At 63.0% G+C, this 14,702-nt stretch carries 15 protein-coding genes; 7 read left to right on the top strand and 8 right to left on the bottom strand.

Annotated elements, in window-relative coordinates:
• Positions 1-66 precede the first annotated feature (66 nt).
• Positions 67-1,314 carry a DNA polymerase IV gene (dinB, locus tag QA639_RS17470; RefSeq protein WP_283090325.1) on the top strand — a complete coding sequence of 416 codons (1,248 nt, stop codon included), beginning with the start codon at positions 67-69 and terminating at the stop codon, positions 1,312-1,314.
• A 111-nt stretch (positions 1,315-1,425) separates the two neighbouring features.
• The gene (locus QA639_RS17475; RefSeq protein WP_016846027.1) at positions 1,426-1,635 is read left to right on the top strand and encodes a hypothetical protein; all 210 of its coding nucleotides are present in this window, start codon (positions 1,426-1,428) and stop codon (positions 1,633-1,635) included.
• 81 nt (positions 1,636-1,716) lie between these two features.
• Here the strand turns inward: QA639_RS17475 and pyk are convergent, their stop codons facing one another.
• The 6 genes from pyk to QA639_RS17505 all read right to left on the bottom strand — a co-directional run bounded on the left by pyk (position 1,717) and on the right by QA639_RS17505 (position 8,187).
• Complete coding sequence (gene pyk, locus QA639_RS17480) at positions 1,717-3,132, bottom strand: pyruvate kinase (protein ID WP_028334099.1); 1,416 nt, start codon at positions 3,130-3,132, stop codon at positions 1,717-1,719.
• A gap of 3 nt (positions 3,133-3,135) precedes the next feature.
• A complete protein-coding gene (locus tag QA639_RS17485) occupies positions 3,136-4,431 on the bottom strand; it encodes a glycerate kinase type-2 family protein (protein ID WP_157341855.1) in 1,296 nt (431 codons plus the stop codon).
• A 30-nt stretch (positions 4,432-4,461) separates the two neighbouring features.
• A complete protein-coding gene (gene oxlT / locus QA639_RS17490) occupies positions 4,462-5,820 on the bottom strand; it encodes an oxalate/formate MFS antiporter (protein ID WP_283090326.1) in 1,359 nt (452 codons plus the stop codon).
• Between the two features lie 65 nt (positions 5,821-5,885).
• Positions 5,886-6,668 carry a fumarylacetoacetate hydrolase family protein gene (locus tag QA639_RS17495; RefSeq protein WP_028334102.1) on the bottom strand — a complete coding sequence of 261 codons (783 nt, stop codon included), beginning with the start codon at positions 6,666-6,668 and terminating at the stop codon, positions 5,886-5,888.
• Between the two features lie 5 nt (positions 6,669-6,673).
• A complete protein-coding gene (locus tag QA639_RS17500; protein ID WP_028334103.1) occupies positions 6,674-7,693 on the bottom strand; it encodes a 2-dehydropantoate 2-reductase in 1,020 nt (339 codons plus the stop codon).
• Positions 7,694-7,773: 80 nt separating this feature from the next.
• Positions 7,774-8,187, bottom strand: a complete 414-nt coding sequence (locus tag QA639_RS17505) for a CBS domain-containing protein (RefSeq protein WP_028334104.1) — start codon at positions 8,185-8,187, stop codon at positions 7,774-7,776.
• Between the two features lie 237 nt (positions 8,188-8,424).
• On the opposite strand from QA639_RS17505, the gene QA639_RS17510 reads away from it, so the two are divergent.
• The 4 genes from QA639_RS17510 (at position 8,425) to QA639_RS17525 (ending at position 13,077) form a co-directional block, all read left to right on the top strand.
• Positions 8,425-9,273 carry an IclR family transcriptional regulator gene (locus QA639_RS17510; protein WP_028334105.1) on the top strand — a complete coding sequence of 283 codons (849 nt, stop codon included), beginning with the start codon at positions 8,425-8,427 and terminating at the stop codon, positions 9,271-9,273.
• 181 nt (positions 9,274-9,454) lie between these two features.
• On the top strand, positions 9,455-11,242 hold the full coding sequence (gene gcl / locus QA639_RS17515; RefSeq protein WP_283090327.1) for a glyoxylate carboligase: 1,788 nt from the start codon (positions 9,455-9,457) through the stop codon (positions 11,240-11,242).
• Between the two features lie 36 nt (positions 11,243-11,278).
• A complete protein-coding gene (hyi, locus tag QA639_RS17520; protein ID WP_283090328.1) occupies positions 11,279-12,064 on the top strand; it encodes a hydroxypyruvate isomerase in 786 nt (261 codons plus the stop codon).
• A 125-nt stretch (positions 12,065-12,189) separates the two neighbouring features.
• Positions 12,190-13,077 carry a 2-hydroxy-3-oxopropionate reductase gene (locus QA639_RS17525; protein ID WP_028334108.1) on the top strand — a complete coding sequence of 296 codons (888 nt, stop codon included), beginning with the start codon at positions 12,190-12,192 and terminating at the stop codon, positions 13,075-13,077.
• A 26-nt stretch (positions 13,078-13,103) separates the two neighbouring features.
• Here QA639_RS17525 and QA639_RS17530 read toward each other — a convergent pair whose 3' ends face one another.
• Positions 13,104-13,466, bottom strand: coding sequence for a hypothetical protein (locus QA639_RS17530; RefSeq protein WP_063779950.1), 363 nt, complete (start codon positions 13,464-13,466; stop codon positions 13,104-13,106).
• A gap of 8 nt (positions 13,467-13,474) precedes the next feature.
• A complete protein-coding gene (locus tag QA639_RS17535) occupies positions 13,475-14,005 on the bottom strand; it encodes a hypothetical protein (RefSeq protein WP_283090329.1) in 531 nt (176 codons plus the stop codon).
• Positions 14,006-14,071: 66 nt separating this feature from the next.
• Here QA639_RS17535 and QA639_RS17540 point away from each other — a divergent pair, with 66 nt between their 5' ends.
• On the top strand, positions 14,072-14,683 hold the full coding sequence (locus QA639_RS17540; protein ID WP_028334109.1) for an exopolysaccharide biosynthesis protein: 612 nt from the start codon (positions 14,072-14,074) through the stop codon (positions 14,681-14,683).
• Positions 14,684-14,702 lie beyond the last annotated feature (19 nt).

Here is a 14,702-nt window from a genome sequence, read left to right on the forward strand (position 1 = left end):
TTCTATCGGCAATTTCCACGTCCGGGGACGGGCGGCTTCGGTCAGGTCAGGGATGAACGGGTCGAGATGGCAGCCGCAGCCACCATCCTTCATGCGGACCTCGATGCATTCTACGCATCGGTCGAGCAACTGCTCGAGCCGTCGCTGCGCGGCAAGCCGATCGCCGTCGGAGGCGGGGTTGTGCTTGCGGCGTCCTATGAGGCCAAGGCCTTCGGAGTGCATGGCGGCATGTCGGGACGGGAAGCGCGCCAACTGTGCCCGCAACTTGTTTTCGTCGGCGGCCATTTCAGCGATTACCAGCGGCTGGGTGACGCGGCCATCAAGGTGATCGGCGACTTCACGCCGCTGGTCGAGCGAATTTCGATCGACGAGGCGTTCGCGGACGTTGCCGGCTGCACTCACCTCTTCGGAACGCCTGCCGAAATAGCCGCGTCGATCCGGTGGCGCGTGCGCACCGAGCTCGGCCTTCCGATCTCGGTCGGCGTCGCCCGCACCAAGCATCTGGCGAAGATCGCCTCGCAGGTCGCAAAGCCCGACGGACTTGTCGTCGTTGATCCCGACGCCGAGCTGAGCTTCCTTCACGAACTGCCGGTTGAGTTGATGTGGGGGGTAGGGCCGGTCACCAGGACCCGGCTGGACGCGATCGGCGTCGCGACGATCGGTCAGCTCGCCAAATTGTCGGAACGGTCGCTGACGCACTTGCTCGGTCCGGCAGCGGGCGAGAAACTCGCCGCGCCGGCCTGGAATCGCGATCCGCGACAGCTCAAGCCACACCGGCGCGCGCGATCGGCAGGAGCACAATCTGCACTTGGCCGAAAGCCTGCGATCGAGCAAGTCATCCGGCCTACGCTGCTTCATCTCGCCGACCGCGTCGCCACGCGGCTTCGGGCGAAGTCATGGCCTGGACGAACCGTGACGGTGCGCGTCCGCTTCGCCGACCTGAAGTCGGTGACGCGCTCGATGACGCTCGATGCGCCGGTGTGCACGACCATCGTCCTGGCCCGGCTCGCCGAGAATCTGGTGCGCGCGGCTCTTGCCGACCATCCCGGCGAGAAGATCATCTCGCTGCTGGCGATCTCGGTGTCGCATCTCGAGGAGCATTGGGATCTTGCATTGGAGCTTCCACTCGGACTGGAGGACGAAGCGCTTCGGCCTGGAAGTCCGACAGGGATGGCCCGCTGGGCGGCGGACCGTGCGATCGACAGGATCCGCGATCGCTTTGGCTGGGAGGCGATCGGATATGGTTCGGCGGCGCTGGAGGCGGTTCATTCGGTGCCCGACGCGTTTCGCAAGCTTGCCGAGAGAGATCTCTAGCTCACCAGTTCACACGGCTGTCACTGCATTACGAAAAGGCAATTTGGAATCGCGCGCTTGTGAGTGGCGACCCCGTACGGCCGGCCTATTTTGAGCCTGCGGAGGATAGCCATGAAGTACAGCGCCGAACTGATCCAGACGATGCGCGATGCGTTGGATGCGGTCATGGCAAGCGTGCCGGCGGATCAATCCGTGTTCGGTCTCAAGGCCGCTGTTGCGGAATGCATCCTGCGAGCCGCGGCTCACGGCCAGACATCGTTCGACGGGCTCGTGACGTCGGCATCCGATCAGCTTCAGTCGATCATCTCGATGTTGACCTAGGCGATCGGGATGCGCGCGACCGTTGCGTTCATCTTGCCCCACGGTGCGCCAATGATGCAATCGCCCGGGCCGACGGTTCTCTCAGGGCAGCGATACGACCCGTAGATTGTTGGTTGTTCCCGCTTGTCCAAAGGGAATGCCGGCGACCACAACCAGCAGATCGCGGCTTGATGCAAACTGCTCTGCATGCGCGAATGTAGTTGCGCGCTCGACCATCTCCTCATAGCTCTGAACGTCGTCGGAAAGCACGCTGTGAGCGCCCCAAAGCAGGCACAGGCGGCGGGACACTTCGCGGCTTGGGGTGATGGCGAGGATCGGGCGGCTCGGCCGCTTGCGCGCGACGCGTGCCGCCGTGGTACCGCTCGACGTATAGGCCACAATGGCTGCGGCGTGAACGACGGAGGCGAGATCGGCGGCCGCCGTTGCCACGGCATGCGGTGGCGTTTGCTCTTCGCCGGGCTGGGTCGCCTCGACGATCGAGCGGTACATCTTGTGTTGTTCGGTGCTGCGGATGATGCGGTCCATCATCTCGACCGCCTCGCGCGGATATCGGCCTGTCGCGGACTCCGCCGACAGCATCACTGCGTCTGCGCCATCATAGATGGCGGTCGCAACGTCGGAGACTTCCGCACGTGTCGGCGTAGGGGCGGCGACCATCGAGTCGAGCATTTGCGTGGCGACGATCACGGGCTTCACCGCGAGACGGCAGGCCCGCACCAACTCCTTCTGGCGCCCCGGCACGTCCTCATGCGGGATTTCGACGCCGAGATCTCCCCGCGCAACCATGATGGCGTCGCACAGCTGGATGATATCGTCGATCCGTTCGAGCGCTGCCGGCTTCTCGATCTTGGCCATCAGACCGGCGCGGTCCCCAATGAGGCCTCTGGCCTCGATGATATCCGAGGGCTTCTGCACGAACGACAGGGCAACCCAATCCACGCCAAGTTTCAGGCCGAACTCCAGATCGAGGCGATCCTTCGCGGTAAGCGGTGAAAGATCGAGGACCGTCCCGGGCAGGTTGACGCCCTTGTGATTCGAGATCGTGCCACCGACGATCACCTTGGCTTCGATGAAATCGTCACCGAGCCCGGTAACGCGAACGCGGACCCTGCCGTCGTCGATCAGAAGGTCATGGCCGGGGGCAACGGCGGCAAAGATCTCCCGATGCGGGAGCGGAATTGCGGTTCGGTCGCCTTCCGATCCGGACAAGACGAATCGAATGGTCTCCCCGGCCACTGCGGCGATCTTTCCATCGCGCAAGGTGCCGACGCGGATCTTCGGACCCTGGAGGTCCATCAAGATGCCGATCGGCCGGCCGACGTCCTGTTCCAGCTTTCGGATCGCCGCGTGAATGCGTGCGTGATCGCTCTGCGTTCCGTGACTGAAGTTCAGGCGGAACGTATCGACGCCCGCCAGCAGCAGCGCCTCGAGCATCTCGGGGGAACTGCTCGCTGGACCAACGGTTGCAACGATCTTGGCTCGTCGATGACGACGCATGGATCACCTCGTCGGTGGCTGGCCGGCTGCGATCAGCACGGCACGGATATCATTGACGTTCGTAAGCGTCGGCCCGGTGCGCACGAGGTCTCCAAGGCGGTCGAAGAACGTGTAGCTGTCATGGGCAGCCAGGTGCGCCCGTGCGTCAAGCAGATTCGCGGCGGCCCGCCGCAGCGTATCCGGACCGATCAAAGCGCCAGCCGCATCTTCCGTTCCATCAATTCCATCGCTGTCGCCCGCAATGGCCCAGATATCGCACGTACCTGATAGGGCTATGACAAGACCAAGCAAAAACTCGGTGTTGCGGCCGCCGCGGCCCGCCGGGCCGCGTCCGATCGTAACCGTCGTCTCGCCTCCCGACAGCAGCACCGCGGGGGCAGGGCCTGGCTGTGCATGCCACGCGACCGACCGGGCGATGCCGGCCATCACGGTTCCGAGTTCCCGTGCCTCGCCCTCGATCGCGTCTCCAAGAATGATCGGCGTCAGGCCTTCGTCCCGGGCGGCGTTGGCCGCAGCGTCAAGCGCATGGAATGGAGCGGCAAGGATGCGGACATCAGCATCGATCTCGCCGGGCTTGGGTGTCTCGTCAGCTTGTTCAAGCACAAGCCGCGCCGCTTCCGGCAAGTCGATGGCAAACCGGCCAACGATCTCCAACGCATCGGCTTTTGTGCTGCTGTCCGGCAGCGAGGGACCGGAGGCAATCGCCGCGGGATCGTCGCCGGGAATGTCTGAAATCACGAGGGTCGTGACGCGGGCCGGGCGGGCGGCCAGCGCCAGCCGACCGCCCTTGATCGCGGACAAATGTTTGCGGACGACGTTCATCTCGGCAATCGTCGCGCCGCTTGCAAGGAGTGCCCGGTTGACCGCCTGTTTGTCGGCGAGAGTCATCGGAGATGCCGGAAGGGTCATCAGCGCCGAGCCACCGCCGGACATCAGGGCGATGACGAGATCGTCTGCTGAAAGCCCCTCGACGGCGTGCAGCATGCGAAGGGCCGCGGCCTTGCTCGTGTCATCCGGCACGGGGTGAGACGCTTCGAGCACTTCGATACGGCCGGCTGGAACCGAATGGCCGTGGCGCGTGACGACGACACCTGAAAGCTCGACGTCAGGCCATGCCGCCTCGAGGCCCGCCGCCATTGCCGCCGACGCCTTACCCGCGCCGACAACGATGCATCTGCCCTTCGGCTTTGCCGGCAGGGCGTCGGCAATCGTGATCCTTGGATCGGCGCTCGCGATGGCGGCGCCGAAGATTCGCCGCAGGGCGGTCCGAGCCCGCACATCCGTCCATTCGTCGCTCAATCGCTTGCGCTCCGGCCGATGGGTCTCTTGTTATGGCGCCTTCTCGAGACGGTTGTAAGACACGGGTGCCTCCAGTCGACCGCCTTCACCGGGAAAGACCTTTGCGCGAGCGATTGCGGCGCTTGCCGTCGCTTCACTGCCGAGAATGAACGCGCGCCGCATAGGCTTGATCAGAAACAACGCGGTGAGGGCAGCGGTGGCATTGAGCGCGACCGCGACGATGAACACGGCCTGCCAGCCGAGCTGGGAAGAGATGATGCTCGCGAGCGGCACGAGCAGCGCCGCCGTGCCCTTCGCCGTGTAGAGCATGCCGTTATTGGTGGTTGCGTATTTGGCGCCGAATGTGTCGCCCGACGTCGCCGGAAACAGGCTGTAGATTTCGCCGAAGACGCCAAAATAGATCGCCGTGGCCAGCACGAAGACAACCGGAATGTGACCGTAGGTGGACAGCGTCAGCAACATCAGCGCCGCAGTCGCGAACGCGATGAACATCGTGTGCTCGCGGCCGATGTTATCGGACACCCAGCCAAAGAGCGGACGGCCGAAACCATCGAAGACGCGATCGAGCGAGATGGCAAAGGTCAGCGCCGCCATCTGGAAGCCCGCCAGGGTGACCGGCGTGTCCGCGATCTTGAAGTCATGGGCGATCGGACCGATTTGCGCGGCGGTCATCAACCCGCCCGAAGCCACCATGACGAACACCAGGTACATGACCCAGAAGATCGGGGTGCGCAACACCTGGGGCGGAGTGTAGTCGATCGCACTCTGAGGCAGATTGAGACGCTTTTTCCTGGGTGCTTCGACGCCATGCGGTGGCCGGACGAACCAGGCCAGCAGGATGACGATGAGGCCTTGTCCGATCCCGAAGGTCAGGAAGGTGCTCTGGTAGCCGCCGGCGGCAATCATGTTGGCAATCGGTACGACGGTGAGGGCCGCACCGGCGCCAAACCCGGCGGCGGTTGCTCCTGCGGCCAGGCCGCGCCGGTCCGGAAACCATTTCAACGCATTGCCGACGCAAGTGCCGTAGACGGCGCCGGCGCCAATGCCCGCGACGACAGCTGCCGCATAAAGTGTGACGAGAGAGGAGGCGTATGAGTTCAAGACCCAGGCCAACCCGATCATCAGGCCGCCGAACATGATGACAATGCGGGGGCCGTATTTGTCCACGAACCAGGCCTCCACCGGCACAAGCCATGTCTCCGTCATCACGAAAATCGTGAAGGCGAGCTGGATGGCTGGACGACCCCAGTGAAACTTCGCGTCGATCGGATCAACGAACAGCGTCCAGCCATATTGCAGATTGGCGATCATCGCCATGCAGACAATTCCGATCGCCAGTTGCAGCCAGCGGAAGCCGCCGGGCGCTGATGCCGGATTCGTGGAGATCATGTACGCTCCTAAAGCAGATAATCGTCGTTTGGGCCGGCTGCGTCGGGTTATCGTCCCGCCGCAGCCTACTGACGGAATTCGTTGGTCAACTCGCCGATTCCGTCGATCGCGACGGTGACCGTGTTGACGGGCTCCTTCATGACCCCGACGCCAATCGACGTTCCGCAGCAGATCAGGTCGCCCGGCAACAGCGTCATGTCGTGCGAGATCTTGCTGACCAGCGTCTGTGCGCTGAAGATCATGTCCGCGATCGGGTAGTTCTGGCGCTCGACGCCGTTCAGGATGGTGCGCACCATAAGGCGTGCGGGGTCGAGGCCTGACGCAATCACGGGGCCGAAGGGGCCATATCCATCGAAGCCCTTGGCCCGCGCCCATTGCGGGAAGGTCGGGTCGCGATTGAGGATGTCCGCGGCGGTGACGTCGTTGGTGCAGGTGTAACCGAAGATGAAGGCGTCGGCGTGTTCGGGGGCGACCGCCGTGCAGCTTTTGCCGATGACGATGCCGAGTTCACCTTCGTAGGTCGTCTTGCCATCATAGCCCAAGGGACGCCTGATGACGGCACCAGGCGCGGTGACGCTGGTCGGCGCCTTCAACAGGTACAGCGGTTCGGCGGGCTCAGGTGATTTCAGCTTCTCCGCAAGCGCGTGAAAATTGTTCCAAAGCGCGATGACCTTGCTCGGTTGCGTGGGGGCCAGCAGCTCGACGTTATCCAGCGCCAGCGTTTGTCCAGTCGGTCGCGGGTCGCCGAACATGTCCCCGTCGTGCACGGAGATGCCGGACGGGGTGAGTTGCCCGAAGCCGATTTCGGCATGGTGGCGGAAGCGGACCCAGCGCGTAACATTGGCCATCGGGATCACGCCACCGCCAGCGTTTCTGCTGCTGCGGCGCCGGCCGCCCCGTCATAGAGGCCGGCCAGCCTGGTGCGCTGCGCGACCAGCGCCAGCACCGCATCGAGGGCGGGCGTCGCGATATCAGTCATCCGGCCCATCTCCTGCACCACGGTGATCAACGGATCGATCTCGACCGGACGTCCGCGCTCGAGATCCTGCAGCATCGAGGTCTTGTGTGCGCCAACCTTGCGCGCACCTTCGATGCGGCGTTCGACATCGACGCGGAACTTGACGCCGAGGCTTTCCGCGATCGCCTGGGCCTCCAGCATGATCGCCCGTGACAGCGCGCGCGTGCCGGGATTGCTGCAGATCACGTCGAGGGTCGCGTGGGTGAGGGCGCTGATCGGGTTGAAACAGACGTTGCCCCACAGCTTGAGCCAAATCTCGTCGCGAATGCGGTCGAGGACCGGCGCTTTCATGCCCGCGGCCACGAACAGCTCGGAAAGTTTCTGGACGTCGGATGTGATCTCGCCGGAGGGCTCGCCCAGCGGAAAGTTGTTTCCGTAGACATGGCGGATCACGCCGGGCGCCTCGATTTCGGTGGCGGGGTACACCACGCAGCCGATTGCGCGTTCGGGGCCCAGCTCGTTCCACTGCCGACCGCCAGGATCGATGCTCTCGAGCGTCGATCCTTCGTGCCGTCCGCCGTGCTTGTGGAAATACCAATAGGGAATGCCGTTAACGGCGGTGACGATGCGGGTCCGATCGCCGAGCAGCGGCCGCATCGGCTCGATGACCCCGGTGATCGAATGCGCCTTGAGGCAGATGATGACGTAATCCTGCTCGCCGAGTTCGGCGGGGTTATCGGTACAGCGAGGATGCACGACACGCTCCTCGTCGCCGATCAGGAGCTTCAGGCCGTTCTGCCGCATTGCGGCGAGATGCGCACCCCGCGCGACCAGGCTGACATCGGCACCAGCGCGCATAAATTCGACACCGAGATAGCCGCCGATCGCACCGGCGCCGTAGATGCAGATTCTCATCAGATCCTCGCAAGCAAAGTGGGGACACAGCAGGAGCCGCAGCGGCTCGAACCGAGTAGCAATGGCCTTGGGTAAGCCTGTCAGGCCGCGCAGGCGGCTTCCTCGTAAGCAAGGGTGATGTCCCGCATGCTCACGACGCCGACGAGCCGGCCGTTGTCGATGACGGGGACATAGCGGATCCCATGACGGGCCATGAGGCGCTCGACATCCGTGAGCGCATCTTGCGAATTGCAGGACAGCAGCGGCCGCGGCGAGATGAACTGCGCGACTTTCATCGCAAGACCATTGGTGCCGCGCTCGGCGATCACAGCAACGACGTCGCGCTCGCTGAACATTCCGATCACGGCGGCGTCCTTGCTGCGCGAGGCGTTCCTGACCACGAGGGCGCCGACATTGCTCGCGTACATCAGGTTCGCTGCAATGCTCACGGTTTCGTTCGAGCCGATCGTCACCACGTGCGCATTGTTGGCGCGAAGGATGTCCCCGACGTACATGGCATCGTCCTCCCGGTTGCTTGACTGGGTCGCTGTGAAATGATCGTGGTATACATTATCCCAGATGTCAAACAAAAGAATCGAGCCATTTGCTAAGAATAATGGCAAAAATACTGACCTATTCGCGAGTGCTGGCCCTTGACTTCAGGGCATTTTGGTATGCCATATGCCAATTATGGCGCTCGTTCTCGACGAGCAATTTCGTTCTGAACCGCAACCGGTTAGGGGCAGGTCGTGATGAAAAGAGAGCCGATCCGACGCAAGCCGTCCGATCCCGATCTTCGCGCGCAGCCCGAGCCGGACGCGCGCGACGGCGGCGTTCAGTCCGTTGATCGCGCCATGCAAATCCTGGAGACACTTGCAGAGGATGATGAAGGCTATCGGCTGACCGATCTGGCGATCCGCACCGGCCTGTCGCCCTCGACCGTACATCGGCTGCTGACCACGCTCGAGAACCGCAGGTTCGTTCAGTTCGACCGCGACGAATCCAAGTGGCACATCGGCGCGCAAAGCTTCGTGGTCGGCTCGACCTTTGTGCGCCGTCGGAATTTTGCTGCGCAGGCGCTGCCTTATCTGCGCAAGCTGCGCGACCAGACCCGGGAAACGGCCAATCTTGCGGTGGTCGATGACGAATCCATCATCGTCGTGTCCCGCATTGAAAGCCGGGAGATCATGCGCTCGCTGACCAAGGTCGGCGGGCGCGTCGCAATGATCGCCTCCGGAGTGGGGAAGGCGGTGCTGGCTACCTATTCCGACGCCGACGTCAATGCGATCATTCGTCGTCAGGGCATGCCGCGGCTGACGGAAAAATCGATCGTGCGGCCCGGCGAGCTGTTCAAGGAATTGGAGAACGTGCGGCGTCTGGGTTATGCGGTGGATGATGAAGAGGCGCGCCTCGGCCTGCGTTGCGTGGCCGCCGTCGTCTTCAACGATTGCAACGAGCCATATGCCGCAATCTCGGTATCCGGCATGGCGGACAGGCTGACGAACGAACGCTTGCCCGAGATCGGTACGATCGTGCACCGGATCGCAGCCGAACTCACGGCCGAACTTCGTGGAAACCGCACGCAGCAAGCGCAGGCGTAAGGCTGGCTGCAATTCCGTCCGCAACAATTTCCATTTCTACGCTGACGCTAATCGTTTGAAGACGCGCAAGAAATCGCGAGCGTTGCCACAGCGCGGAAATTCCAATCGATTGCGTTGAGATCGATGCTCGCGGGCCTGATGATCCTGCTCAGGCCAACTCATAGCGAAGCGGGATCATCACATGAAGATGCGAGCAGTCGATGCAGCAGTGCGCATTCTCCAACGCGAAGGGATCACGTGCGCATTCGGCGTTCCCGGCGCGGCGATCAATCCGCTTTACTCCGCACTGAAGCGCAACGGCTCGATCAGTCATATCCTGGCACGGCACGTCGAAGGCGCCTCGCATATGGCGGAAGGCTATACCAGGGCGAAGGCGGGCAATATCGGCGTCTGCATCGGCACATCGGGTCCCGCCGGCACCGACATGATCACCGGCCTCTATTCGGCGATCGCGGATTCGATTCCGATCCTCTGCATCACCGGCCAGGCGCCGCGGGCGCGGCTCTACAAGGAGGACTTCCAGGCCGTCGACATCGAGGCGATCGCAAAGCCGGTGACGAAATGGGCCGTCACCGTGCGCGAGCCGGCGCTGGTGCCGCGCGTGTTCAGCCAGGCTTTCCATGTCATGCGGTCGGGACGGCCGGGACCGGTGCTGATCGATCTTCCGCTCGATGTGCAACTGGCCGAGATCGAGTTCGATGACGAGACCTATTCACCGCTGCCGGTCTACAAGCCGACGGCGACGCGCAAGCAGATCGAGAAGGCGCTCGAGATGCTGAACGCCGCGGAGCGGCCGCTGATTGTGGCCGGCGGCGGCGTGATCAACGCCGATGCATCCGAGCTGCTGGTCGCCTTCGCCGAAGCGGTCAACGTTCCGGTGGTTCCGACGCTGATGGCGTGGGGCGCTATTCCTGACGATCATGCGCTGATGGCAGGCATGGTCGGCTTGCAGACCAGCCATCGCTACGCCAACGCCACGATGCTCGAATCCGATTTCGTGCTCGGCATCGGAAATCGCTGGGCCAACCGGCATACCGGCTCGATCGAGACCTACACGAAGGGCCGCAAATTCGTCCATGTCGACATCGAGCCGACGCAGATCGGACGGGTCTTCAATCCGGACCTCGGTATCGTCTCGGACGCCAAGGCTGCGCTGGAAATGTTCGTGAGCGTCGCCAGGGAGTGGCGGAGGTCCGGGAGGCTGCGCGATCGGCAAGCCTGGCCCGCCGCCTGTCGCGACCGCAAGCGTTCGATGCTGCGCAAGAGCCACTTCGATAGCATCCCGATCAAGCCCCAGCGCGTCTACGAGGAAATGAACATGGCCTTTGGCCGCGACACCTGCTACGTGACCGTGATCGGATTGTCGCAGATCGCGGGCGCGCAGTTCCTCAACGTCTACAATCCGCGCAACTGGATCAACGCTGGCCAAGCCGGCCCTCTCGGCTGGACGCTGCCGGCCGCGCTCGGTGTGCGCGCCGCCGATCCCGACCGCGAAATCGTCGCGCTGTCGGGTGACTACGACTTCCAGTTCCTGATCGAGGAACTTGCTGTAGGGGCGCAGTTCAATCTGCCGTACATCCACGTCGTCGTGAACAATTCATATCTCGGGCTGATCCGGCAGGCGCAGCGCGGCTTCGACATGGACTATCACGTCCAGCTCTCGTTCGAGAACATCAACGCGCCCGAGATCGGCGTTTACGGCGTCGACCACGTGACCGTCGCGGAAGGACTGGGCTGCAAGGCGATCCGGGTCACCGATCCGAACGACGCGCAGGCGGCTTTCGCGACAGCACGCGAGCTGATGGCGAAGCATCGCGTGCCGGTGGTGGTGGAGTTCATTCTCGAGCGCGTGACCAATATCGCCATGGGAACGGAGATCGACAACATCGTCGAGTTCGAGGAGGTGCTCGATCTTCCGCTCGATGACGTGCCGAGCGCATCACGATCCGGCACATTGTTGCCGGCTTGACGACATCTTTCAGCACTTCAAGCGGAGATACGACCCGTGCCTCAATTTGCCGCCAACCTCACCATGCTCTTCAACGAGCTGCCGTTCCTCGATCGGTTCGCGGCCGCCAAGGCCGCCGGCTTCAACGCAGTCGAGTATCTTTTCCCTTATGACTTCGAAAAGGGCGCGTTGCGCGAGGAATTGGCGCGCTGCGGGCTGACCCAGGTGCTGCATAATCTTCCGGCCGGCAACTGGGCCGCCGGCGAGCGTGGCATTGCGATTCTGCGCAATCGGGTCGATGAATTTCGCGACGGCGTGGTGCGCGCAATCGACTATGCAAAGGCGCTGGATTGCCGGCAGCTGAACTGCCTGGTCGGCATCGCGCCAGCCGATACGGATAGGGCAGACCTGCAGGAAGTCCTCGTGTCAAACCTGCGCTTCGCTGCCGACGCGCTCGCCCAGCACGGCATCAAGCTCCTGGTCGAACCGATCAATACGCTCGATATTCCCGGCTTCTTCCTGAGCCGTACGGAACAGGCTGTGCAGCTGATTTCCGAGGTTGGCTCATCCAATCTGTTCATCCAGTACGACATCTATCACATGCAGATTATGGAAGGTGATATCGCGCGGACCCTGCAGAGGCATCTCGCCCGGATCGCGCATGTCCAGCTCGCCGACAATCCGGGCCGTTATGAACCGGGAACCGGCGAAATCAACTACTCCTATCTGTTCAAGCATCTCGACAGCATCGGGTATCGAGGCTGGATCGGGTGCGAATACAAGCCGCGGACGACCACGCTCGAAAGCCTCGGCTGGCACGCCGCACAGACTTTCGTGACCTAGAGAGTTTTCCGTTCCGATTGAATCGGGACGGAGCTCTGGAATTTTATTTGACGCGTTTTCTTCACGCGAGCCGAGAGTCGCTCGCCGGAAAAACGCCTTCACCCGGCTGACAGGGAGCAGCGACAATGAAAGACATCGGATTCATCGGACTTGGCACTATGGGACGTCCGATGGCCGGCCACCTCCTGGCTGCCGGCTATCGTCTGTTCCTGCACGACGTCGTACCTGTTGCGCCCGAGTTGATCGCGGCCGGCGGCATCGCTTGCGAGTCTGCCAGGCAGGTCGCGCAGGAAGCGGACGCCGTGATCATCATGGTACCGGACACTCCGCATGTCGAAGCCGTGCTGTTCGGTCAAGGCGGCGTCGCGGAGGGCATCTCCAAAGGCATGATCGTGACGGATATGAGCTCGATCTCTCCGCTGGCGACGAAGGAGTTTGCACGCTGGATCGATGCGCTCGGGGCCGACTATCTCGACGCGCCGGTCTCCGGCGGCGAAGTTGGCGCAAAGGCGGCCAGCCTGACCATCATGGTTGGCGGGCGGGAGCGCGCGTTCAATGCGATGAAGCCCCTGTTTGAAACGATGGGGAAGAATGTCACGCATGTCGGCGGCAATGGCGACGGCCAGACCACCAAGGTTGCGAACCAGATCATCGTGGCGCTGACCATAGAGGCGGTGAGCGAGGCGTTGCTGTTCGCCTCCAAGGCGGGGGCCGACCCCGCGCTGGTGCGCCAGGCGTTGATGGGTGGCTTTGCGTCGTCCCGGATCCTTGAAGTGCATGGCGATCGCATGCTGAAGCGCAATTTTGATCCGGGCTTCCGCATTGAGCTGCATCAGAAGGATCTCAACCTCGCGCTGGAAGGCGCGCGCGCGCTCGGCTTGTCGCTGCCAGGCACTGCCGCCGCCCAGCAGCTGTTCAACGCCTGTACCGCCCTCGGCGGCAAGAGCTGGGACCATTCCGCTATTCTGAGAGCGCTGGAGGTCATGGCAGGCCACGAGGTTGCCGCTGCCTGAGCTCCATAGGAGGGCGGCGCAGGACGTCAGGAGGTACCTGTCGGCTTGGACATTGCTGAAAGCGCGCGTCTCAGGGCAGTGGCGGCGACAACGCCTGCGCAGCAGCCGGCGCCTTTGACGAATATGTCTTTTATGTAGCCATGCCTGCCGGCGAGCAGCTTTTGAATGAGTTCGAAGCCGACAATGACGGCAAGCAGTGCCAGCAGGATTGGCAGGACATGCTTCGGATAGGCGAGCGAAAAGACGGCTCCGACAATGAAGAGCGCCGCAAAGCGATCGGCGTTTGGCGATATCAACGTGTGGGGACGAAATGCCAGCGTTGTATCGGTGACGATGAAGAGGCCCAGGATCAAACCCCAAGCCAAATATCGGAATACGGTTTGGGGCATTTCTGAGCTCAACGGGCCATGCCGCCGGGCGCGACATTGAGCGGTGCGCCGCCAATCGAAATGGGACCCGAAGGCTTGGCGGCCCGAGGCGGCGGTTTTCTCGGCTGCGGGGTAGTTGGCGCTATCGGGGCACGCGGCACCTCGGCCGTAACAGGTGGCGGCGGCGCTGCCGGCGAGGGCAGATGCTGCAACTCTTCGACCTTCGAGGTCAGGACCGCCAACTGGTCGGTATTGGCCTTCAACTGCGCCTGGCCGTCGGCTACCGACCGATCGAGTGCGGCGAGGTCTTCCTCGAGCTTCTGTTGGGCCGCGAGGAGAGTTGGCAACGCCTCCTTGTCGCTCGTCGTCATCGCTCCGCCGGACGATTCGTGGCTTATGGCGGGGACCAATGCCGCGACTTCGGGCCAAGCGTAGACGCTGCCGGCGCCGACAAGGGCGACGACGACGATCAGAAGAAACCACGGCCAGCGGCGGCGACCGGCGGGCAGGGGGCTGTTCGGCGCATGGCCGTGCCACGCCTGGTCGGAATCGTTGTCCATCAATGCTTCCTAGGCGCCTCTGGCATTCGTTGCAATCGATACGGAGTTCGACCATGTTACCGGGTAATGCTTCATTTGCCCGTTCCCCCCTCAGCGCCTACCCGTACTTCCCAACTCCTCGAAGAACTCGTCGCGCAAGCACCTGACGGCCCCATCGACCTCGAATGGCTCCTCAGCCATCTGGACAGGCGCTCGTTCGGGCTGCTCCTGCTGTTGCTGGGGCTGCTTGTGATCGTCCCCGGCGTGGCCACAATTGCGACGCTGGCCCTCCTGTTTCCGGCGGTCGAGATGATGTTGGGGCACAGTGCTCCATCTTTTCCCCGCTTCCTGTCGAAGCGGCCGTTCGACTTCAAGCGATTCAAGCGCTTCACCGTCAGGGCGGGTCCGCTGCTGCGCGCGATCGAGAACATCAGCCGGCCGCGCTGGAACGCGCGCCATGACGTGACTGACCGGCTTGTTGGGCTGGTCGTGTTCCTGTTGGGTCTGTTGGCGGGCTGGCCCCTGCCTCTGGTCAACGTCATTCCCGGGATTGTGGTCGTCCTGATCGCGATCGCTTACCTGCAGCAAGATGGTCTGCTGTTGGCCGTAGCAATGGCGGCCGCGGTGATGTCCCTGCTTGGCCTTGGATGGACGCTCTGGACGTCGGCCGCGGCCGTGATCAGCTGGATCGCGATCTGAAATACCGCGGCAAGTCGCG

This window comes from Bradyrhizobium pachyrhizi (assembly GCF_029714545.1).
Classification (GTDB): domain Bacteria; phylum Pseudomonadota; class Alphaproteobacteria; order Rhizobiales; family Xanthobacteraceae; genus Bradyrhizobium; species Bradyrhizobium pachyrhizi.

What these genes read in the sequence shown, in the direction of transcription:
- dinB (WP_283090325.1), top strand. Translation starts at nt 67, where the DNA reads ATGGCAGCCGCAGCCACCATCCTTCATGCGGACCTCGATGCATTCTAC.
- QA639_RS17475 (WP_016846027.1), top strand. Translation starts at nt 1,426, where the DNA reads ATGAAGTACAGCGCCGAACTGATCCAGACGATGCGCGATGCGTTGGAT.
- pyk (WP_028334099.1), bottom strand. Translation starts at nt 3,132, where the DNA reads ATGCGTCGTCATCGACGAGCCAAGATCGTTGCAACCGTTGGTCCAGCG.
- oxlT (WP_283090326.1), bottom strand. Translation starts at nt 5,820, where the DNA reads ATGATCTCCACGAATCCGGCATCAGCGCCCGGCGGCTTCCGCTGGCTG.
- QA639_RS17495 (WP_028334102.1), bottom strand. Translation starts at nt 6,668, where the DNA reads ATGGCCAATGTTACGCGCTGGGTCCGCTTCCGCCACCATGCCGAAATC.
- QA639_RS17500 (WP_028334103.1), bottom strand. Translation starts at nt 7,693, where the DNA reads ATGAGAATCTGCATCTACGGCGCCGGTGCGATCGGCGGCTATCTCGGT.
- QA639_RS17505 (WP_028334104.1), bottom strand. Translation starts at nt 8,187, where the DNA reads ATGTACGTCGGGGACATCCTTCGCGCCAACAATGCGCACGTGGTGACG.
- QA639_RS17510 (WP_028334105.1), top strand. Translation starts at nt 8,425, where the DNA reads ATGAAAAGAGAGCCGATCCGACGCAAGCCGTCCGATCCCGATCTTCGC.
- gcl (WP_283090327.1), top strand. Translation starts at nt 9,455, where the DNA reads ATGAAGATGCGAGCAGTCGATGCAGCAGTGCGCATTCTCCAACGCGAA.
- QA639_RS17525 (WP_028334108.1), top strand. Translation starts at nt 12,190, where the DNA reads ATGAAAGACATCGGATTCATCGGACTTGGCACTATGGGACGTCCGATG.
- QA639_RS17530 (WP_063779950.1), bottom strand. Translation starts at nt 13,466, where the DNA reads ATGCCCCAAACCGTATTCCGATATTTGGCTTGGGGTTTGATCCTGGGC.
- QA639_RS17535 (WP_283090329.1), bottom strand. Translation starts at nt 14,005, where the DNA reads ATGGACAACGATTCCGACCAGGCGTGGCACGGCCATGCGCCGAACAGC.
- QA639_RS17540 (WP_028334109.1), top strand. Translation starts at nt 14,072, where the DNA reads ATGCTTCATTTGCCCGTTCCCCCCTCAGCGCCTACCCGTACTTCCCAA.